This window comes from Pseudomonas sp. B21-009 (genome assembly GCF_024749345.1).
Classification (GTDB): domain Bacteria; phylum Pseudomonadota; class Gammaproteobacteria; order Pseudomonadales; family Pseudomonadaceae; genus Aquipseudomonas.
This window is the reverse complement of record NZ_CP087199.1, coordinates 1,214,720-1,234,570: the sequence shown is the minus strand read 5'-3', so window position 1 is coordinate 1,234,570 and position 19,851 is coordinate 1,214,720. Positions and strand designations below refer to the sequence as shown.

The following is a 19,851-nucleotide window of genomic DNA, read 5'->3' as shown; positions in this document are numbered from 1 at the left end:
TCTTCGACCCATCATTCGAAGCCTAGACCACTTTGCCCCGTGAGATCAGCGCGGCTCGATATGCGCAATCATCAGTTGCACGCTTTCCTGGCCGCGAAACTCGTTGACGTCGAGCTTGTAGGCCAGCTCGACCCAGCGCACGGTGGGGTTGGGCCAGACTTCCCGGTCGACGCCAAAGGCGATGCCATCGAGCTTGAGTGAACCGCATTCGCTCTTGAGCACCACCTTCAGGTGCCGCTCACCGACGACCCGTTGCTCGACCAGCTGGAACACCCCGTGGAACAGCGGCTCGGGGAAGTGCTGGCCCCACGGCCCGGCATTGCGCAAAGCCCGGGCCAGCTCCAGGTGGAACTCCTCGACCGCCAGGGTGCCGTCCGACAGCAAGCGGCCGGTGAGGTCTTCTTCACGCAGCTGGCGACGGGTTTCTTCGTCGAAGGCCTGGGCAAAGGCCGGAAAGTTATCAGCCGGCAGCGACAGGCCGGCGGCCATGGCGTGGCCGCCGAACTTGCTGATCAACTGCGGATGGCGCGCCGCCACGGCATCCAGCGCATCGCGAATATGAAAGCCCGGCACCGAGCGCGCCGAGCCCTTGAGCATGCCGTCGCCGGCATCGGCAAAGGCGATGGTCGGGCGGTGGTAACGCTCTTTCAGGCGCGAGGCAAGGATGCCGATCACGCCCTGGTGCCAGTCCGGCTCGAACAGGCACAGGCCGAACGGCATCGATTCCAGCGGCAGGTCCTTGAGCTGGGCCAGGGCTTCGCGCTGCATGCCCTGCTCGATGGATTTGCGGTCCTGGTTCAGTTCGTCGAGCTGGCCGGCCATTTCCCGAGCCAGGTTGGCATCGTCACTGAGCAGGCACTCGATGCCCAGGCTCATGTCGTCCAGGCGCCCGGCCGCATTGAGCCGTGGGCCGAGAATAAAGCCAAGGTCGGTGGAGGTGATGCGCGCGTGATCGCGGCGGGCCACTTCAAGAATGGCCTTGAGCCCCGGCCGAGCCCGTCCGGCACGGATGCGTTCCAGGCCCTGGTGCACCAGGATGCGGTTGTTGGCATCCAGCGGCACCACGTCAGCGACGCTGCCCAGGGCCACCAGATCAAGCAGCTCGCCAATGTTCGGTTGCGGCGCGTTGTCGTAGTGACCGAGGCTGCGCAACCGCGCGCGTAAGGCCATCAGCACATAGAAAATCACCCCGACCCCGGCCAGCGCCTTGCTGGGGAACTCGCAGCCCGGCTGATTGGGGTTGACGATGGCGTCGGCCGCCGGCAGCTCATGGCCAGGCAGGTGGTGATCGGTCACCAGGACCTTCAATCCCGCAGCTTTGGCGGCGGCCACGCCTTCGACGCTGGAAATGCCGTTGTCGACGGTGATCAGCAATTGCGGCTGGCGCTGCAAGGCCACTTCGACAATCTCCGGAGTCAGGCCATAGCCGTACTCGAAGCGGTTGGGCACCAGGTAATCAACATGGGCAGCACCCAGCAGACGCAGGCCGAGCAGGCCGACGGTGCTGGCGGTGGCGCCATCGGCATCGAAGTCGCCGACGATAAGGATGCGCTGGCGTTCTGCCAGTGCCGTCACCAGCAGGTCGACTGCCGCCTCGATGCCCTTGAGCTGCTGGTAAGGCAGCAGGCGCGCCAGGCTCTTATCCAGCTCGGCTGCCGATTGCACGCCACGGGCGGCATACAGGCGGGTCAGCAAGGGTGGCAGGTCGCCGAGAAAGGGCAACGTGGACGGCAACGGGCGGGGATCGATACGCATGGGGCGTTGGGGCTTCTCGTCAATCAGGGATGTTCGGCTTGAAAGGACGCGCGATCAGCGCTCGCCCATCAGCCATTGCAGCTGGACTTCGTGCTGGCCGCGATCGTCGGTGACGAACACCGTGCCTTCGCTGATCATCACGTCCCACTTGATCGCCCGCGGCATGTCCTTGGCCAGGGTTTCCAGAACTTCCTGGGGCACGGCGGCGATGTTGAGGTTTTTCAGGTTCTTGACCGCCGGCAGCACCTTGGTTTCCCACACGCGCAGGCTGCCATAGGCCAGCAGGCTGGTGCGCTCGGTGCGACGCGAGCACCAGGTCAGACGATCGGCATCGGGCTGGCCGACTTCGATCCAGTGCAGGATGCGGTCGTCCAGGCTTTTTTCCCACACCGCCGCTTCGTCCACGTCCGACAGACCGCGGCCAAAAGACAGTTGCTCGTTGTACCACAGGGCGTAGGCCAGCAGACGCACGGCCATGCGTTCTTCGGTTTCCGACGGGTGACGGGCGATAGTCTGCTTGACGCTTTCGTACACGCCGCGGTCAAGGTCGGTGAGGTTCAGTTCAAACTTGTAGGTGGTGGATGGCTGGGCCATGGACGGGCTTCTTGCGGCAAGGAAAGTCGCCCAGTCTAACCGATCCGCATGTTCCTTGCGCCGCAGCAGTATCTGGGCGCGCCCAGCTATGATAAAAACGGGGGCCCTGACCCGCTGCCACGGACGCCTCATGCCTACGCCCAGCAAACCTCTCGCCGGCCTCAAAGTCATCGAACTCGGCACCCTGATCGCCGGCCCGTTCGCTTCGCGCATCTGCGCCGAATTCGGCGCCGAGGTAATCAAGGTCGAGTCGCCCGATGGCGGCGACCCGCTGCGCAAGTGGCGCAAGCTGTACGAAGGCACGTCGCTGTGGTGGTTCGTCCAGGCCCGCAACAAGCAGTCGCTCACGCTCAACCTCAAGCATGCCGAAGGGCTGGATATTCTCAAGAAGCTGCTGGCCGAGGCCGACATCCTGATCGAGAACTTCCGCCCCGGGGTGCTGGAAAAACTCGGCCTGGGCTGGGACGTGCTACACGCCCTCAACCCGAAGCTGGTGATGGTGCGCCTGTCCGGCTTCGGCCAGACCGGGCCGATGAAAGACCAGCCGGGGTTTGGCGCCGTCGGCGAATCCATGGGCGGGCTGCGCTACATCACCGGTTTCGAGGACCGCCCGCCGGTGCGTACCGGCATCTCCATCGGTGACTCGATTGCGGCCTTGTGGGGCGTGATCGGGGCGTTGATGGCCCTGCGTCATCGCGAAGTCAACGGCGGCCAGGGCCAGGTGGTGGATGTCGCCTTGTATGAGGCGATCTTCGCCATGATGGAAAGCATGGTGCCGGAGTTCGACGTGTTCGGCTTTATCCGCGAGCGTACCGGCAACATCATGCCCGGCATCACCCCCTCCTCCATCCACACCAGCGTCGATGGCAAGCACGTGCAGATCGGCGCCAATGGCGATGCGATCTTCAAGCGCTTCATGCAGGCCATCGGCCGCGATGACCTGGCCGACGATCCGGCGCTCGCCAGCAATGACGGCCGCGACCTGCGCCGCGATGAGTTGTACGGGGTGATCGACCGCTGGGCGCGGACCTTGCCACTGGATGCGCTGATGCAGGTGCTCAATGAGGCCCAGGTACCGGCCAGCCGCATCTACAGTGCCGAAGATATGTTCAGCGACCCGCAATTTCTCGCCCGCGAGATGTTCCTGCAAGCCAAGCTGCCCGACGGCACGCCGTTCAAGATGCCGGGAATCGTCCCCAAGCTCTCGGACACCCCCGGCTCCAGCGAATGGGTCGGGCCGGAGCTTGGAGCCCACACCGAGCAGGTACTGGCCGGGCTGGGTTATGACACAGCTGCGATTGCCCGGCTACGCACGCAAGGCGCAGTCTGAACACGGCACTACTCAAGTTGCGTGGCAACGGTGGAGACCTGGACATGACCCATCACTGGCAAGCGAGCATGCGTCGTGGATTGCCGCTGTTGCTAGGTCTGTTGCTTTGCCTGGGCCTGCCCGCTCCGGCCTCGGCCAAGGAGCGTTTGTTCTGGTTGTTGCGCGACTTGCCGCCGCTGACCATTTTCGAAGGCACCGGCAAGGGCCAGGGGGTGATCGACCGCTTGCTGCCGCTGCTGATCGAACAGATGCCCGAATACGATCACAGCATCGTCCGGGTCAACCGCGCCCGCGGCATCCAGATGCTCCAGGCGCCCACCTTCACCTGCGACCCGACCCTGCTGTGGACCCCGGAGCGAGCGCGCTATGTGCATTTCTCGATCCCCAGCCTGGGCGTGCTCAGCAGCGGCCTGGTGGTCCGGCGCAAGGACCAGCACCTGCTTGACCCCTACCTGCACAACCAGCAGGTCGACCTGCAGACGCTGCTCGGCAGTACCGCGCTCAAGCTGGGTGTGGTGGCTCAGCGCAGCTACAGCCCGGCGGTTGATGAACTGCTCAAGACCCTGCCCGACACTACCCTCAGCCGCCACTACGGCAATGACGCAGTGACCAGCCTGCTGCAAATGCAGCAGCATGACCGCCTGCAACTAGTGCTCGGCTACTGGCCGGAAGTGCGCTACCTGCTGCAACAGCAAGGCTGGCCCAGCGACGACTATGCCTTCTACCCGATCCAGGGAGTCGAGCAGTACCAGTTGCTGCGGGTCGGCTGCTCCGACACGCCGCTGGGGCGCGAAGCCATCAGCCATATCAACAAACTGCTACTGCCGCTGCGCAACGACACCTTGCCCGACCTGTACGCCCAGTGGCTGGCGCCGCAAATGCGCGAACAGTACCTGCACGACAGCCTGCACCTGTTTGGCGAGCACCCCTGAGGCCCGATCGCAGGCAAAAAGAAACCCCGAACGGTGGGGAGGCCGCCCGGGGCTAAACAAAAGCCCATAGGGCTTCGCACGACAGCTTCACGACATCGGAGCAAAATCCCGATCAGCTGTCCTTGTTAGGTCTGATTGCCTTGCCCGGCAAAGGTTCCGTCACACCCCGGCGCTGATCGAGCGGCCTTGCTGCAGATGGCGCTGCGCCGCGATGACGCAAGGCTGCAGGCGGCCCTCTACAATCAGCAGGTCACGCTGCAAGCCATCGACCAGGTCGACCAGCAGGCGCTGGTCCTGCAACTGGCTGGGCTTGACCGTGCGCTGCAGCACGCTGCGGTTGGTTTCGTCGGTCAGGCGCAGGTCGAAATCACAGCCGGTGCTCAGGCGCACCAGCCTGACCCGGTACGGTGCCAATGCTTGACCAAGCAACAATCTGATACATTCCATCTCATTCATTGTTCACCTACCTGTCGAGAAGGGGTCTTTCACTGACCCTGAGGCAGCCGGAAAAGTTCTCTCAGTGCGATTTCCTTTACCCAGCATGCCCGGCAAAAATGACAGATTGAAATCCAGCACGTTGAGCGGAGCCTGCCTGTGACAGCCCCTGCCCCCAGTGAACTGCGCATCATCCTGGCCGATGACCACCCGATCTTTCGCATCGGCCTGCGCGCCGTGCTCGAGCAGCTTCCGGGCATTCGCGTAGTGGGCGAAGCCGGCGGCCCGCTGGAGCTCACGACCCTGCTGCAAAGCCTGGAATGCGACGTGCTGGTGACCGACTTCATGATGCCGCTGGAGCAGCAGAACGATGGCTTGAAGCTGCTCGAACAACTGCGCCGGCACCATCCGCAGTTGCCGCTGCTGGTGGTGACCATGCTCAACAATGCCGGGCTGTTCCGGGCCATGCTGGCCCTGGGCGTCAATGGCCTGCTGAGCAAGGCCAGCCTGGCCGACGAATTGCCCCAGGCCATCGCCCGCCTGCGCAGCGGCAAGATTTACCTGGCCGATTCGGTGCAGCAGTTGCTGTTGCAGGACGGTGCCGTGCGTGAAGACCTGGCTCGCGACCAGACGGCGTTGTCGCCGCGCGAGCTGGAAGTCGCCCGCCTGCTCGCCGGCGGCCACACGGTCGGCCAGATCGCCACCCTGCTCAACCGCAGCAAGCAGACAGTGAGCAGCCAGAAGGTCAGTGCCATGCGCAAGCTGGGCCTGGCCAATGACGCCGCGCTGTACCTCTATTTGCAGGAGCACGGCCTGGGCTGAAGGCTGTTCACGCCCTGCGCCGCAGCCTGGCCTCGGCCGGCTCACGCTCGAGCATCCACCGGCGCAGGTCCTGCCCCGCCATCGGCCGGGCAATGAAATAGCCCTGCATGATCGGGCTGCCCAGGGCCTTGATCGCCATCAGGTCATCCACCGTCTCGACGCCCTCGACCACCACGTTCAGGTCCATGCGCCGGGCCATGATCAGCGCCCCCGCCACCACCGCCGCCTTACGGCCATCATCGGCCATGCCCCGGACAAACTCGCTGGGCAGTTTCAACTCGCTGAATGGCAGTTCGAGCAGGCGCTGCAGATTGGACACGCCCATGCCGAAATCATCGATCGACAGTTGGCAGCCCTGGATGCGCAGGTGCAACAGCCCTTCGAGCTGGTTGCTGTCGAGCTGGCAGCTGTGGGTTTCGATGACCTCCAGGGTCAGGGCGCTGGCCGGCACGTCATGGCGCTTGAGGGCCGCGACGACCTGCGCGGCGAAATCATCGCGGGTGAGCATCAGCGGGGCGATGTTGACCGCCACGGGTAATGGCTGGCCACTGGCGAGCCTGGCCTGGGCACTGAACGCCAGGGCCTGGTCGAGTACGTGCCAGCTGAGTGCCTCCAGCAACCCGGCGCCTTCAATCAAGGGGAAGAACTGCGCCGGGCTAAGCAAGCCAAGGCTCGGGTGTTGCCAACGTACCAACGCCTCCACCCCGACCAGGGCACCGTCGAAAGCCACCTTGGGCTGGTAATGGGCCTGCCACTGCGCCTGGCTCTGCGCCAACTCGGCAGGCGACATGGCCAACAGCTCGGCATGGGCCGGTGCGGCGAGCGCCTGGGGCGAATCGCCGGGCTCGTCGAGGTAGCGGCGCATCAGCTTGTGCAGGGAAACGCTGCAAGCCGGCTTCTGCAGACTGCCGAGCACCCGCAAGCCCAACTGTCGCGCCAGGTCGGCAACGCTATCGAGCACACCACGTTCGGCGCTGCTGAGGATAATCAAGGCCGCCGCCAGGCCGCTGTCAGCCAGGTGACGGATCAGCTCCAGGCCGTCCTGGCCGTCCATGTGCAGGTCGCAGATGGCGATATCGACCCGCCCGCGCCGGGACAGCGTCTGCCGTGCGCCGTCGACCGACTCTGCCGTCAGCACATCGAAGACGCCATTGGCATTGAGCATCTGATGCAAGGCCATCAGTTGGAAAGGATGATCCTCGAGAATCAGAACCTTAAGTGAGCGCATGAAAATTTCCCCGCAGTAGCCGATCTGAACGACAGCACTGTGCAACTCTAGGAAAATTGACCTAGGACGCCCATAGGACATGTCCTAAAGTTGAGGTGACATTTTCCACAGCTCTTGTTCAATGTCCTGATTCAACTGGTCGATTGCCGCCTGCAATGCTGCCCATCCCGGGTCGGCAGCCTGCGTCGAGCGCACCTGGCTGGCCTTTTCCAGTTGCGCGCACGCCTGCGCCAGGGGCAGCGCATCAATCAGGCAGGCGACGCCCTTGAGGCGGTGCAATGCCACGCCAATGGCTTCCCAGCCTTGGGTCTGGACGGCAGAGGCGAGCAAAGCGGACTCTTCCCGCAGGTTTTTGCGCAACTCCTCAAGCATGCGCCGCAGTACCGCATTGTTGGCCTGGGTCATCTTCTGCAGGGTGTCCATCCTGAAGCTGGGCCGCGCGGCCAGCCTGTCGATCACCGCGACAAGCTGGGCCAGCGCAACCGGCTTGACCAGACATTCATCCATGCCGGCCTCCAGGCAGCGGGCGCGCTCCTCTTTCATAGCGTTGGCGGTGCAGCCAACGATGGCGATGGCTGGGCGCTGGCTGTCGTGCTCCAGGCGGCGGATGCCACGGGCCAGCGCATAGCCGTTCATCACCGGCATGTTGCAATCGCTGAGCACCAGGTCGAAATCGCCGTCCTGCCAGGCCTGCAAAGCACTCTGGCCGTTCTCCACAGCCAGCACCTCATGGCCAAGGAATTCCAGTTGCTGGCTGAGCACCAAGCGGCTGGCCGATAGGTCATCAACCACCAGAATCCGCCGCGCCGGCCCGCCCGCCAGCCCACGCGTCGGCGCTGGCGCTACAGGCTCGGCAGCCAGCGCTTCGAGGGTCAGCTCGACACTGACCTCGGTACCCTTGCCCGGCACGCTACGCAGGGCAATGTTGCCGCCCATCAACTCGACCAACTGCCGGCAAATGCTCAGGCCCAGGCCCGAGCCGCCATATTCGGCACCTGCGCCTGCCTGGGCAAAGGGCTGGAACAGCGCGCTTTGCTGTTGCTCGCTGATACCGATGCCGGTGTCACGCACACACAGGCGCAAGCCAATGCCCTGCAAACTGTCGCAGCCCGTGCAGCTGACCTGCAGCTCTACCAGGCCCAGGTGGGTGAATTTCAGGGCGTTGCCCAGCAGGTTGGTCAGCACCTGGCGCAAGCGCAGCGGGTCGAACCAGTACACCCCTTCTGCCTCGCTGGCCAGTTGCAGGCGCAAGTCCAGGCCCTGAGCCAGGGCCTGGGCCTGGAACTGCTCGACGATAGCCTTGAGAAACGGCGCCAGTGCCCGGGCCTGGGGCTCGAGCTGCAGGCTGCCGGCCTCGATCCGGGCAAGGTCGAGGCTGTCACCGATCAGCGCAATCAGCTCACGGGCTGATTGATGGGCGGCTTCCAGCCGCCGGGACGGCTGCTCGCCGCGGTCCAGGGTGGTTTCCCGCTCAAGTTCGAGCAGGCCGATGATCACCGCCATGGGCGTGCGAATCTCGTGGCTCATGGTCGCCAGAAAGGTACTTTTGGCCTGGTTGGCCTGCTCGGCCTGCTGCCGGGCTTCGACCAGCGCCACCTCCAGTTGCTTGCGCTCGGTGATGTCGATCCAGCCCCCCAGCAGGCCTTGCAGCTGCCCGTCGGCACTGTAGAACGGCACGGTCCACTGGTAGGCATCGGTGCGCTGGCCGTCAAACTCGATACAGCGGTCGGCGAACACCGGTTGCGGATCTTCGAGCAGGCTCAGGTAATCGGCATGCAGTTGCCTGGCCAGCGCCTCGGGAATGACATCGATGTCTGTCAGCCGCCGGCCCTTGACATCTTCCAGGCGCATCGAGAAGGCCTGTTCGTAGCTTTTGTTGCAGGTGATCAGCCGCCCTTCCAGGTCGCGCACGTAGATCGGGTTGGGGATCCCGTCGAGCAGTGCACGCTTGAACGCCAACTGGTCGTTGAGGGCTTGCTCAGCCTTTTGCCGCTGGTTGATCTGCGCGCGCAGGCGACTGCTCCAGACCAGCGACACCAGCCCGAACAGCACCGCTGCCGCCACGGTCCAGTAGATCCATGGCGCAATCCGCTGCCAGGCCGGCGCGGGTGGCGCCAGCGCGCCCAGCCACTTCATGCGCACGGTGCGCAACTCGGCAACCGGGAAGGCTTCCAGAGCCTTGTTGAGGATGCTTTCCAGCTCCGGAGCGCTGCGCCGTACCGAGAACCGGTCCGGTGCCCACTTGCCCTCGACTCCACGCCCGACCTTGAGCACCGGGTCGTTGCCGATCACGCTGTAGGCGCCGATTTCGCTGTCGATGGTGGCCAGGGCTTCGCCGTTGCGGACCTTTTCCCGGGCTTGCTCCAGCGAGTCCACCAACAACAGGCGAATACCCGGGTGATCCTCGCGAAGGGTGCTCTCCAGCGCATGCTGCGCCGGCAGTGCCAGGGTCTGCCCGGCCAGTTCGTCCAGCGACGCCAGGCCCAGTTGCGGCGCACGAACGATGAACACCCAGCTCTGCCCGCCAATGGAATGAGTGAACCCGAGAAACTTGCGGCGCTCCGCGGTTTCACTGAGGGTTGTGCTCATGTCGGCCTGCCCGCTCCTGAGCAGCTCCAGGCTCTGGGCAATCGATTCGGACGGCGCATAGTCAAACTGCAGGCCCGTCATCTGCGCAATGGTCGCCAGCACATCGCTGTTAAGCCCCACCCAGGCGCCCTGGCGAGTGCGGAACAGGTAAGGCGGATACTGGCTACCAACCACGGTCACCCGCGGATGGCTGGCGATCCAGCGGCGCTCGGCGACGCTCAGCTCGACCCGGTGATGAGCCACGTCCGAGCCCAGGCCGGAGGTCCAGCGGCCAAGAATTTCGCGGCGCACCGACTCCTCGATACTGGCCAGCGCCTGGTTGAACATCTCCTGCAGTAGCCGGTCTTCGGCACGCACGGCAAAGGCGAAGCCAATCGGCGGCAAGGCGCTGGGGCCGACCACCTGCAGGCCCAGGTACGGACGCAGCGCGTTGAAGGCGCGGATGATGATCTCGTTGCCGACAAACGCATCCACTTCCCCCTGGTTGAGCGCCTCCAGGGCACTGCTGAGGTTGGGCGCCAGCAGCACCTGGCTGTCGGGATAAACCTGGTGCATGACCCGGGTGTCGGCATAACCGTCGAGCAGGACCACTTTCTTCCCCGCCAGCGACTTTGGCGGCACCGGCGCGCCGCCACGCACCACGACCATGGAGCGGTCCGGAATGTAATCGTCGGAGAACGCCAGGCCCGCCACGCTGCGTTCAAAGCCGTTGGCGCTGGTCAGGACATCGATGTCGCCATGGCGCAAGGCCTCGATCGCCTCCTCGCGCTTGGCGAAGGCCAGCACCTGGGTTTTCACCCCCAGGCGTTCGGCAACCAGGCTCAGGTAGTCGGCGCTGATGCCCTGGTAGCGGTTGCGGTCGATGGTGATGTCCACCGGCTCGTAGTCGGCAAACGAGATACCGACCCGCAACACCCGCGCCGGGCCCAGCCATTGTTGCTGGGCCGCGGTCAATGGCATCGGCCCAAGCTCGGTGAACGGCGGTACCAGGGTAAAGGGCAGGCTCTGGGCGGCCTGGGCCCAGGGCCCGATACCCAGCCAGAACAGGCAGGCCAGCAACAGCCCTGTTGTGCGTCGATGTCCGGTGCTCATTGATACCCTTGATCCGTTGCTGCAAACCATTGCCAGTGTAGAAATAAAAAAGCCCGTCAGAGACGGGCTTTGTTGTGCCGATCAGTCGATCAGAGCGGTTTGCCGCGATTACCGTGCTGGCTGACGAAAGCCTGAACGGCTTTCAGGTCATTGGCCAGTACCGTGCACTTCTCTTCGCGGGCGAACAGGTCAGTCAGGTGCGCCGGCAGTTCCAGAGCCTTGCCGACACCGGCCTTCTCCACCGCTTCCGGGAACTTGACCGGGTGCGCAGTGCCCAGCACCACCATCGGCGTGTCCAGGCTGCGGCGGCACTCGCGTGCGGCCTTGACGCCGATCGCGGTGTGCGGGTCGAGCACCTCACCGGTCTGGGCAAAGACGTCGGCGATGGTTTCGCAGGTTTGCGCATCATCGACCGCCAACGAATCGAACAGCTTGCGCGCTTCGGTCCAGCGATCCTGTTCGACGCTGAAACCGCCGCCCTGCTTGAAGTTGTCCATCAGCCCGGCGATAGCCGCGCCATTGCGACCGTGCAGGTCGAACAGCAGGCGTTCGAAGTTCGACGAAACCATGATGTCCATGGACGGCGACAGGGTTGCGTGCAAGGTTTCCTTGACGTACTGGTTGCCACTCATGAAGCGGTGCAGGATGTCGTTGCGGTTGGTGGCGACGATCAGCTGGCTGATCGGCAGGCCCATGTTGCGCGCCAGGTAGCCGGCGAAGATGTCGCCGAAGTTGCCGGTCGGAACCGAGAACGCCACTGAACGCGCCGGGCCGCCCAACTGCAGGGCTGCATGGAAGTAGTAAACGATCTGGGCCATGATCCGCGCCCAGTTGATCGAGTTCACTGCCACCAGGCGGGTGCCCTTGAGGAAGCCCTGGTCAGCGAAACTGGCCTTGACCATTTCCTGGCAGTCGTCGAAGTTGCCTTCGATGGCGATGTTGTGGATGTTCTCGCCGAAGATGGTGGTCATCTGCCGGCGCTGAACTTCCGACACGCGCTGGTGCGGGTGGAGGATGAAGATATCGACGTTGTCGCAACGGCGGCAGCCTTCGATGGCGGCGGAACCGGTATCACCACTGGTGGCGCCGATGATCACGACGCGCTCGCCACGCTTGGCCAGCACATGATCAAGCAGGCGGCCGAGCAGTTGCAGGGCGAAGTCCTTGAACGCCAGGGTTGGGCCATGGAACAGCTCCAGCACCCATTCGTTGCTGTTCAGCTGACGCAGCGGTGCAACCGCGGCATGGGCGAACTCGCCGTAGGTTTCTTCGAGAATCTTCTTGAAATCAGCATCGGCGATGCTGCCGGTGACGAACGGGCGCATCACCCGGAAGGCCAGCTCGTGGTACGGCAGGCCGGCCCAGGAAGCGATTTCTTCCTGGGTGAAACGCGGCAGGTTTTCCGGCACGTACAGGCCGCCGTCGCTGGCAAGGCCAGCCAGCAGCACGTCTTCAAAGTTCAGGGCCGGTGCCTGGCCGCGGGTACTGATGTAGCGCATTTTTGCAAACCTTCGGTTTGAGCTTCAAGCTTCAAGCTTCAAGCTGCAAGTCACCGCAGTCCCGCGGTGATCTTGCCGCTTGCAGCTTGCCGCTTGCCGCAGTTGTCAGTTGAGTTGTTCGACGCGGATACGCACGACGTTGCCGACCACATCCTGCAAGGCTTCCAGGGCGGTGATGGCGTCGTTCATGCGTTGCTCGATCACTCGATGAGTGAGCAGGATCATGGGCACCAGGCCGTCCTGTTCCTCGACTTCCTTCTGCATGATCGATTCGATATTGATGCCGCGCTCGGAAAGGATGCTCGCCACCTGGGCCAGCACGCCCGGGTGATCCTTGGCCTGGATGCGCAGGTAGTAGGCGCTTTCGCAGGCTTCGATCGGCAGGATCGGGTGGGCCGACAGCGAGTCAGGCTGGAAGGCCAGGTGCGGTACGCGGTTCTCCGGATCAGAAGTCATGGCGCGAACCACATCGACCAGGTCGGCAATCACCGACGAAGCGGTAGGCTCCATGCCGGCGCCAGCCCCGTAGAACAGGGTCGAACCGGCAGCATCACCGTTGACCATCACGGCGTTCATCACGCCGTTGACGTTGGCGATCAGGCGGTCGGCCGGGATCAGCGTCGGGTGCACACGCAGCTCGATACCGTTGGCAGTGCTGCGGGCCACGCCCAGGTGCTTGATGCGATAACCCAGCGCTTCGGCGTAGTTGACGTCAGCGGTGGTCAGCTGAGTGATGCCTTCGGTGTAGGCCTTGTCGAACTGCAGCGGGATACCAAAGGCGATGGACGCCAGGATGGTCAGCTTGTGCGCGGCATCGATGCCTTCGACGTCGAAGGTCGGGTCGGCTTCGGCGTAACCCAGGGCCTGGGCTTCGGCCAGCACGTCGGGGAACGCACGGCCTTTTTCACGCATTTCGGTGAGGATGAAGTTGCCGGTACCGTTGATAATCCCGGCCACCCAGTTGATACGGTTGGCCGACAGGCCTTCACGGATCGCCTTGATCACCGGGATGCCACCGGCCACTGCCGCTTCGAAGGCGACGATAACGCCCTTCTCACGGGCCTTGGCGAAGATCTCGTTGCCGTGCACGGCAATCAGCGCCTTGTTGGCGGTGACCACGTGCTTGCCGTTGTCGATGGCCTTGAGCACCAGCTCGCGGGCAATGGTGTAGCCGCCGATCAGCTCGATGACAATGTCGATTTCCGGGTTCGTTGCGACCTCGAACACATCAGCGGTAATGGGGGTACCGGTAATCTGGCAATTCGGGTTTGGCGAACGCATGGCAATCTGTGCCACTTCAATACCACGCCCGGCACGGCGGGCGATCTCCTCGGCGTTACGCTGAAGTACATTGAAGGTACCGCCACCGACGGTCCCCAACCCACAGATGCCTACTTTGACCGGTTTCACTGTGAACTCCCCATGAAACGACCGGCTGGCAGCCGATCGTGAAACTGCCGTCACCCCAAGGCAACGGCTTGCGATTGAATTACTTGGCCAGGGCCAGCTTGGCCACTTGCGGCGCCGGCTGGTAGCCCGGAATCACCTGGCCGTTTTCCAGGACGATGGCCGGCGTGCCGTTGACGCCGATCGACTGGCCCAGGGCGAACTGCTTGCCGACCGGGTTGGCGCACTTGGCGGCCTTGATTTCCTTGCCGTCGATCATCTTGTCCAGCGCCGCCTTGCGGTCGCTCGAGCACCAGACCGCCTGCAACTGCTCGTCACCCGGCGAACCCAGGCCCTGACGCGGGAAGGCGACGTAGCGCACTTCGATACCGCGACGGTTGAGCTCAGGCACTTCGGCGTGCAGCTTGTGGCAGTACGGGCAGGTGGTGTCGGTAAACACGGTGATGTGCGACTTGGTTTCGCCCTTGGCAGGATAAACCACCATCTCGGCCGCTGGAATGGCATTGATGGTCTTGGCGATGGCCTGCCGTTCGGTCTTCTCGGTCAGGTTGACCGGCTTGCCGTCCTGGATCTGGAACAAGTAGCCCTGCATGACGAACTGACCGTCGGCGCTGGCGTACAGCACGCGGCCGCCTTCGAGCTTGACTTCATACAGGCCGTTGAGCGGGCTGCTGCCAACGCTATCGACCGGCACGCCCAGTTCCAGGGACTGCAGGGTCTTGCGGATCGCCTGCTCGGCGTTGTCGGCGGCAGCGGCAAAGGTGCTGACCAGCGCCAGGGCGGCGGCGGCGAAAATCTGGGTCACGCGCATGGGATCTCCTGAAGGCGGACAGGGGGCCGGATGCAGCACGCCCGTACTGAAAACGGGGTGTCATTGCGGCCCTCGGTGCAAACCGGTCAAGCCTACCACAGAAGCGGCGACGGTCGGAGGCGTGCTCGATCGGGAGCGCAAGGCAGATAGCGCCAGGTGTCGGTGATCGACATTTACCGACAAATCTTGTCCAGATGGCCCAAGGCATAGCTGCACGTACGTTGGGCGCCGGGTTGTATGTTCTGTAAGTGGATGAAGAATTTGCGCGCCTGCTCGCTCATGACCCTGACAAATTCATCTTTATCGGCGGCGACAGACACCTCGCGGTGGCAATTGACGCTCACCTGCAGACGACCATTGGCATGGGTCAGTTTGACTTCGATTGGCTGGTCCGGAAAAAAGCAGCTGAACGATTGACCCTCGCTGACCTTCAGCAGTCCTTCTGACAAATAGCTCCACAGGTCGTCGACGTAATCAAACATGCTTTGATCAATAAGACGTTTACCATTGATAGATAGAACCAAAGCCCCTTCAATTTGATCCAGGTGGCGTACCTCGCCTTGAAACTCAAAAAGTCAACGAAACCGTCGGCGATTTTAATGTAGGTTTCAACGATGATTCTATTTTTCATGCTCACCCTTGAATGTAATCACCGACTGCAAGCATCTAGAGCGGATATTCACCAGCCGTTACAGATGAAACAGCTAAACCACCTCAACCACTGCAACGTACCGTCTGCCTTCATACACTTTCAAAGAACACCCTTTTCTTAGTAAAGAGGATGGCGCGTTCTCCACCAGAAAATAGGCTTTACCAAGACCGCTTCTGCTACCGACATCTTCTGTATTGCTTTCTATTTCCAACACTAGACTCCAGTTCGTCTCTATCCCTGATTCATTTCGAAGCAGGTCGGTCGTAACATAAAAAGGTGTTTTGTGAGGCAGCACGGCTTTCCCGCCTAATTGCTCATCGACCCAACGCACTCTGACATCAACAATTTTTTTCATTTTATTTTCCTCCACAAGCTATCCGGCGAGTCCATTTCGGTTTGACTTTAGCTTTATTGAGATCACTGATCTCTATGTACCTAGCTTTACCAATTGCATCTAGGTTTGCACTAGAGAATGCCGCGTTAGCAATTTTGTCAGGTACTTTTACCTGAACAATCCGGAAATCACCGCCATGCCCCATCGTTTTCCCCCACGTCACAGCGTCTTTATAGGACTCAGCGAACCACTTTCCTTCCATGGTTCCGTGAGATGACCATGTTCCGGTTTTCATTAGGCTGGAATATTCATCAAGGCTCATGGACCTGTACAGGGTCGTTTCCAATCCTAGCGGGTCGATCCACCGTACTGGATTCTGAGCGTATTGATAGAGATTGGAGCCTCCCAACAAGCCAATCGGGTCGGGTTGGGTGAACCGCCCGATATCCGGGTCATAAAACCGAAACGTGTTGTAGTGCAGGCCCGTCTCACGGTCCAGGTACTGGCCCTGAAACCTGAGGTTCTGTTCCTCGATGAAATGCGCCTCGCGCACTTCCTGCAGGGTATTGCCCCAGACCTGATACCGCGCCTGCCAGACCGCCTCGCCACTGTCGTCCGTCAGCTGTTCGGGCAGGCCATTGAGATCGTTATGGTAGTAGCGCACCTGCTGGTGCAGCCCCGTACCGTCAACCCGCGCCAAGGGTTCGTGGCTGTCTTCGACATACAGGTACAGGCTGGTCTGGCTGTATCGATGCTCCTGTAGCAAGCGCAGGCCATCCCAGGCGAAGCGGGTCTGGTCGAGCAGATTGCCCTGATCGTCGTATTCGCTTTTCTCGACACGCCGCCCCAGCGGGTCGTAGCGCATGTTCAGTACCCGTTCGCGCCCACCGTGCTGGCTGCGCACCTGGATCAGGCGGTGCTCGGCGTCGTAGCTGAAGTGCTGGATGCCACGCCGGCTGCTGCGTTTCTCGATCAGGCGGCCGAAGCCGTCGTAGCGATAGCGTTTGTCCTGGTAGGTGAGCAAGCGGTTATGGCGCACCAGGCCGATTCCGGCCTGGGGGCCGTCGAGCAGGTTGGCAGCAGCGTCGTAGGCGAAGGTTTCGCTCTGGCCTTGGCCAGCGTCCTGGCTGGCCATGATCCGCCCGCTGGCATCGTAATGCAGTAATTGCTGGTGCTGGCTACCGGGCTGCTGGTTGAAGCGGCTGATCAGGTTGTCTGCCGGATCGAAGTCAAAGCGTTGCTGCACCGCAGCCGGCAGTTGCGGCGGTTGGAGGTTGGGGCGGCGCAGCCGTGAACGCAGACGACCGCTGCGGTCGTACTCGCTGCGGGTACTGATTCGGCCTTGGGTGCGCAGCACTTCGCGGTGCAGGCGATCGCGCTCGAAATCGCTGATCACCTTGCCGTCGAGGTTGAGCTGGTGCAGATGACCGCTGCCGTAATACAGGCGGTTGAGCCAGCGGCCATCGGGCAGCTGAGTCTGGATCAGGTTGCCGTGTTCGTCGTAGTGATGCTGCAGCACTCCGCTGGCACTGTGTTCCTCCAGCAGTTGGCCAAGGGCGTCGTAAGCGAAGGCCAGCTGTTCGGTGTTGCACGCATTGTCGGTGAAGCTGATGGCCGTCAGTTGATCGAGAGGATCGTAGCTGTACAGGGTTTCGCCATCGTCGGTGTGCTTTTTGATCAAGCGCCCGACGGCGTCCCGGTGCAATTGATGGATGATCGCTTCAGCACCGCCTCGCGGGGTGGGGAGGTACTCAACGCAACTGAGGTTATCCAGCCGGTCGTAGTGATAGCGGCTTGCGCTACCGTCCAGGTCCTGCTGTTCAGCCAGGCGATCAGCCAGGTCCCAGCTGAACCTGTAGCTCTCGCCATTTTCGTTGCTTAGCGCCTGTAGGCGGCCGTAGGCGTCATAACTGAACTGCACCCGCCGACCCTGCGGGTCGATGCGCTGATGCACCTGACCACGCTGGTTATAGCGGTACTGGGTAGTGTGCCCGGCGGGGTCGGTATAGCTGCTGAGCTGGCCGTTGCGATCATGCTGATAGTGCTGGTTGCGCCCGTCCGGCAGTTGCGAACCGAGCAGACGGCCCTTCGAGTCGTGTTGATACTCGGTGCGTTCGCCGAGGGCATCGGTGACAGCCTGCAGATGCCCGCGCCGGTCATAACTGAAGCGGGTCGGATACCCCGAACAATCGACCTGTTCAATCAGCAGGCCCAATTCGTTCCAGCGCAGGTGCTTGTGCTTGCCCGCCGCATCGATGATCTCCACCACCTGGCCGCGCTCGTCATGGCGGTAGCGGGTGGTGCGGCCCAGTGGATCGGTTTCGCTGCTGCAGTTGCCGCGTTGATCGTAGCGGTAGCTCCAGCGCTTGCCGGCCTTGTCGGTCTGTACCCGGGGCAGCGACCAGTGTTCCAGCCACAGGGTTGACTCGCTGCGGCCCAATGGGTCGATGCTTTCGCAGAGGTTGCCGGATTCATCGTACAGATACTGCCATTGCCCGCCCTGCGGGTCGGTGGCGGCCAGCAGCTGGCGTTCGTCGTTCCACTCGAAATGCCAGGTGTGGCCGAGGGCGTCGGTGTACTGGGTGATCTGGTACTGCGGGTTCCAGTGGCGGCTGCTGACCCGCTGCAGGCCGTCGGTGACCCGGGTGATGCCGGCTTCGAGGTCGTAGTCGAAGCGGTATTCGTCGCCGTCGTCGGTCCAGTGTCGGGTCACGCGCCAGTCGTCTGCAGCACGAGTCCATTCGTAGAAGCAGCGCAGGCCGCTGGGCAACTGGTGCTCGACCATGCGCCGGCCCTGGTCATAGGCGAAGCGTCGTTGCACCTGGCCGCTGGCGTCGCGCACTTCCGCCAGGTCGCCGTTACCGTCGTAGGCATAGCTGACCAGCAGTTCGCTCGACTCGTCGCGGTACCATCGCTCGATATGGCTGACCCGGGCTGGCCATTGGCTGCTGTAAACCAACTGCACCTGGACCACATCGAAGGTGTCGCGCAGCCTGAGCAAGCGGCCGTGGGTGTCGTAGTCCAGGTAGATGCGGTTGTCGTTGCGGTCACCCAGTTGCGCCAGGCGCAGGCGCTGCGGATTGTTCGGGGTTGGCTGGAACAGGCGATAGAGACCGTCGACGCTTTCGATCAGCAGCTCGCCATTGTGTGCGCGACGCACGCTGAGGCCTTCGCCGGCGCTGAACACGGCATCACCACGAGGGATATGGCCCATGTCGACGACCCGTGCCTGTTCGTCGGTGAACAGCAGGCGCTCGCCGCCTTCAGGATGCGCTTCGATGGCGACGAAGACTTCGTAGTCGACACTCCAGCCAGCGCCAAACAGGCCGTCGCGGCGTTCATCCCGGCTGTTGTAGTAGCGCTGCCAGTCCAGCGGGATCAGTCCGGGCAGGCTGAAATCGAGTTCGGCTTCGCCGCTCAACAGTTTGGCGCCAGTGGGGCTGTGGACCGGGTTGGGTGAGCCGGCGATGGCGTTGGTGATTGCGCCGGTCACCTGGCTGGTGACGGCGCTGCTGATGCCGCCAATCGCCATGCAGCCGAACTTGCTGTAGAACTTGCCGCCGCGCCCGCGCAGCATCATCAAGGCGGTAATCGCCAGGCCGATGCCCGGGGTCTTGCCGCTGCGAATCTCGCGGACCACGATCGAGCCGCCGCCGATGCGCACGTTATCGGAGACCAGCCCGGCGTCGACGATCACCGCCTCGCAGGTGCTGCGATCACCGCTGCGACAGGCCGGATGGCCGTTGATAGTGACCTTGCTCGAGCCTTCGGCCAGGTACTGCGGCGGCATCGGCGGATGCTTGCTGCAGAGGATCTTGTCGTCGTCGGCAGGCTCGGTGTTCGGCGCGGGGCTGGCGACCGTGGGCCGCCACATCTGCGAGAAAAAGCCTTTGGCCATGTCGAGGAAGCTTTCTTCTTCCTCTTCGGCGGGTGGCTGGGCGGCATCACTGCCGGCGGGCGCCATGGCGGCAACGATCACACCTGCGGCGCGAGCGGCCGGCTTGCCATTGGTGTGGGTGTTCTTCGAGCCGGTGAGGATGTTGGCCTGCACCGAGGGCGGGAACAAAAAGTTGCCAATGCCCTCGCATAAACTGCTTAACCCTTTGTCGGCGCCGGTCTTGCTCATGGCCACGCCGACCACGATGCCCACCACCGCGCCGAGCACGAAGCAGCCGAGGCCGCCGGTGACTACGGTCAGGCCCAGCGCTGCGGTTACCGCCGCGGTGGCCAGCACGCCGATGGCGACGTTGGCGGCGACTTCCAGCACACCGCCGACGATGTCAGCCATCATCGAGGTGTGCATCAGCGCATCGCCCTGGCGGGCGGCCCACAGGGCGTCAGACATTACTGACCTGCAACCGCACGGCTGCA

General features: G+C 62.9%; 14 protein-coding genes. 3 read left to right on the top strand and 11 right to left on the bottom strand.

Annotation, left to right across the window (positions count from 1 at the left end):
- Nucleotides 1-45: 45 nt before the first annotated feature.
- Together recJ and LOY34_RS05565 are read right to left on the bottom strand one after the other, a co-directional pair.
- Nucleotides 46-1,755, bottom strand: a complete 1,710-nt coding sequence (recJ, locus tag LOY34_RS05570; protein WP_195885799.1) for a single-stranded-DNA-specific exonuclease RecJ — start codon at nt 1,753-1,755, stop codon at nt 46-48.
- Between the two features lie 54 nt (nt 1,756-1,809).
- On the bottom strand, nt 1,810-2,349 hold the full coding sequence (locus LOY34_RS05565) for a YaeQ family protein (protein ID WP_045193694.1): 540 nt from the start codon (nt 2,347-2,349) through the stop codon (nt 1,810-1,812).
- A gap of 130 nt (nt 2,350-2,479) precedes the next feature.
- On the opposite strand from LOY34_RS05565, the gene LOY34_RS05560 reads away from it, so the two are divergent.
- Nucleotides 2,480-3,679: a CaiB/BaiF CoA-transferase family protein gene (locus LOY34_RS05560; RefSeq protein WP_195885798.1), complete on the top strand. Its 1,200-nt coding sequence runs from the start codon at nt 2,480-2,482 to the stop codon at nt 3,677-3,679.
- Nucleotides 3,680-3,723: 44 nt separating this feature from the next.
- Complete coding sequence (locus LOY34_RS05555) at nt 3,724-4,611, top strand: TIGR02285 family protein (protein WP_093386805.1); 888 nt, start codon at nt 3,724-3,726, stop codon at nt 4,609-4,611.
- 159 nt (nt 4,612-4,770) lie between these two features.
- On the opposite strand, the gene LOY34_RS05550 is transcribed toward LOY34_RS05555, so the two are convergent.
- Complete coding sequence (locus tag LOY34_RS05550) at nt 4,771-5,067, bottom strand: DUF3509 domain-containing protein (RefSeq protein ID WP_093386810.1); 297 nt, start codon at nt 5,065-5,067, stop codon at nt 4,771-4,773.
- Nucleotides 5,068-5,205: 138 nt separating this feature from the next.
- Here LOY34_RS05550 and LOY34_RS05545 point away from each other — a divergent pair, with 138 nt between their 5' ends.
- A complete protein-coding gene (locus LOY34_RS05545) occupies nt 5,206-5,868 on the top strand; it encodes a response regulator transcription factor (RefSeq protein WP_045193697.1) in 663 nt (220 codons plus the stop codon).
- Between the two features lie 7 nt (nt 5,869-5,875).
- Here LOY34_RS05545 and LOY34_RS05540 read toward each other — a convergent pair whose 3' ends face one another.
- From LOY34_RS05540 to LOY34_RS05505, 8 genes are all read right to left on the bottom strand, one after another.
- Nucleotides 5,876-7,096 carry an EAL domain-containing protein gene (locus LOY34_RS05540; RefSeq protein WP_195885797.1) on the bottom strand — a complete coding sequence of 407 codons (1,221 nt, stop codon included), beginning with the start codon at nt 7,094-7,096 and terminating at the stop codon, nt 5,876-5,878.
- 84 nt (nt 7,097-7,180) lie between these two features.
- Entirely contained in the window at nt 7,181-10,777 is a 3,597-nt protein-coding gene (locus LOY34_RS05535; protein WP_408980901.1) for a transporter substrate-binding domain-containing protein, read from the bottom strand.
- Nucleotides 10,778-10,866: 89 nt separating this feature from the next.
- Nucleotides 10,867-12,276: a threonine synthase gene (thrC, locus tag LOY34_RS05530; RefSeq protein ID WP_045193698.1), complete on the bottom strand. Its 1,410-nt coding sequence runs from the start codon at nt 12,274-12,276 to the stop codon at nt 10,867-10,869.
- 105 nt (nt 12,277-12,381) lie between these two features.
- On the bottom strand, nt 12,382-13,686 hold the full coding sequence (locus LOY34_RS05525) for a homoserine dehydrogenase (protein ID WP_093386830.1): 1,305 nt from the start codon (nt 13,684-13,686) through the stop codon (nt 12,382-12,384).
- 79 nt (nt 13,687-13,765) lie between these two features.
- The gene (dsbC, locus tag LOY34_RS05520; RefSeq protein ID WP_195885796.1) at nt 13,766-14,494 is read right to left on the bottom strand and encodes a bifunctional protein-disulfide isomerase/oxidoreductase DsbC; all 729 of its coding nucleotides are present in this window, start codon (nt 14,492-14,494) and stop codon (nt 13,766-13,768) included.
- Between the two features lie 173 nt (nt 14,495-14,667).
- On the bottom strand, nt 14,668-14,976 hold the full coding sequence (locus tag LOY34_RS05515) for a hypothetical protein (protein ID WP_258664354.1): 309 nt from the start codon (nt 14,974-14,976) through the stop codon (nt 14,668-14,670).
- Nucleotides 14,977-15,198: 222 nt separating this feature from the next.
- Nucleotides 15,199-15,501, bottom strand: a complete 303-nt coding sequence (locus tag LOY34_RS05510) for a hypothetical protein (RefSeq protein ID WP_195885795.1) — start codon at nt 15,499-15,501, stop codon at nt 15,199-15,201.
- A 1-nt stretch (nt 15,502) separates the two neighbouring features.
- Nucleotides 15,503-19,825: an RHS repeat-associated core domain-containing protein gene (locus LOY34_RS05505; protein WP_230090925.1), complete on the bottom strand. Its 4,323-nt coding sequence runs from the start codon at nt 19,823-19,825 to the stop codon at nt 15,503-15,505.
- Nucleotides 19,826-19,851: the final 26 nt, after the last annotated feature.

Excerpts from the sequence above, each read along its gene's own strand:
- recJ (WP_195885799.1), bottom strand. The coding sequence starts at position 1,755 with ATGCGTATCGATCCCCGCCCGTTGCCGTCCACGTTGCCCTTTCTCGGC.
- LOY34_RS05565 (WP_045193694.1), bottom strand. The coding sequence starts at position 2,349 with ATGGCCCAGCCATCCACCACCTACAAGTTTGAACTGAACCTCACCGAC.
- LOY34_RS05560 (WP_195885798.1), top strand. The coding sequence starts at position 2,480 with ATGCCTACGCCCAGCAAACCTCTCGCCGGCCTCAAAGTCATCGAACTC.
- LOY34_RS05555 (WP_093386805.1), top strand. The coding sequence starts at position 3,724 with ATGACCCATCACTGGCAAGCGAGCATGCGTCGTGGATTGCCGCTGTTG.
- LOY34_RS05550 (WP_093386810.1), bottom strand. The coding sequence starts at position 5,067 with ATGAATGAGATGGAATGTATCAGATTGTTGCTTGGTCAAGCATTGGCA.
- LOY34_RS05540 (WP_195885797.1), bottom strand. The coding sequence starts at position 7,096 with ATGCGCTCACTTAAGGTTCTGATTCTCGAGGATCATCCTTTCCAACTG.
- LOY34_RS05535 (WP_408980901.1), bottom strand. The coding sequence starts at position 10,777 with ATGAGCACCGGACATCGACGCACAACAGGGCTGTTGCTGGCCTGCCTG.
- thrC (WP_045193698.1), bottom strand. The coding sequence starts at position 12,276 with ATGCGCTACATCAGTACCCGCGGCCAGGCACCGGCCCTGAACTTTGAA.
- dsbC (WP_195885796.1), bottom strand. The coding sequence starts at position 14,494 with ATGCGCGTGACCCAGATTTTCGCCGCCGCCGCCCTGGCGCTGGTCAGC.
- LOY34_RS05515 (WP_258664354.1), bottom strand. The coding sequence starts at position 14,976 with ATGTTTGATTACGTCGACGACCTGTGGAGCTATTTGTCAGAAGGACTG.
- LOY34_RS05510 (WP_195885795.1), bottom strand. The coding sequence starts at position 15,501 with ATGAAAAAAATTGTTGATGTCAGAGTGCGTTGGGTCGATGAGCAATTA.
- LOY34_RS05505 (WP_230090925.1), bottom strand. The coding sequence starts at position 19,825 with ATGTCTGACGCCCTGTGGGCCGCCCGCCAGGGCGATGCGCTGATGCAC.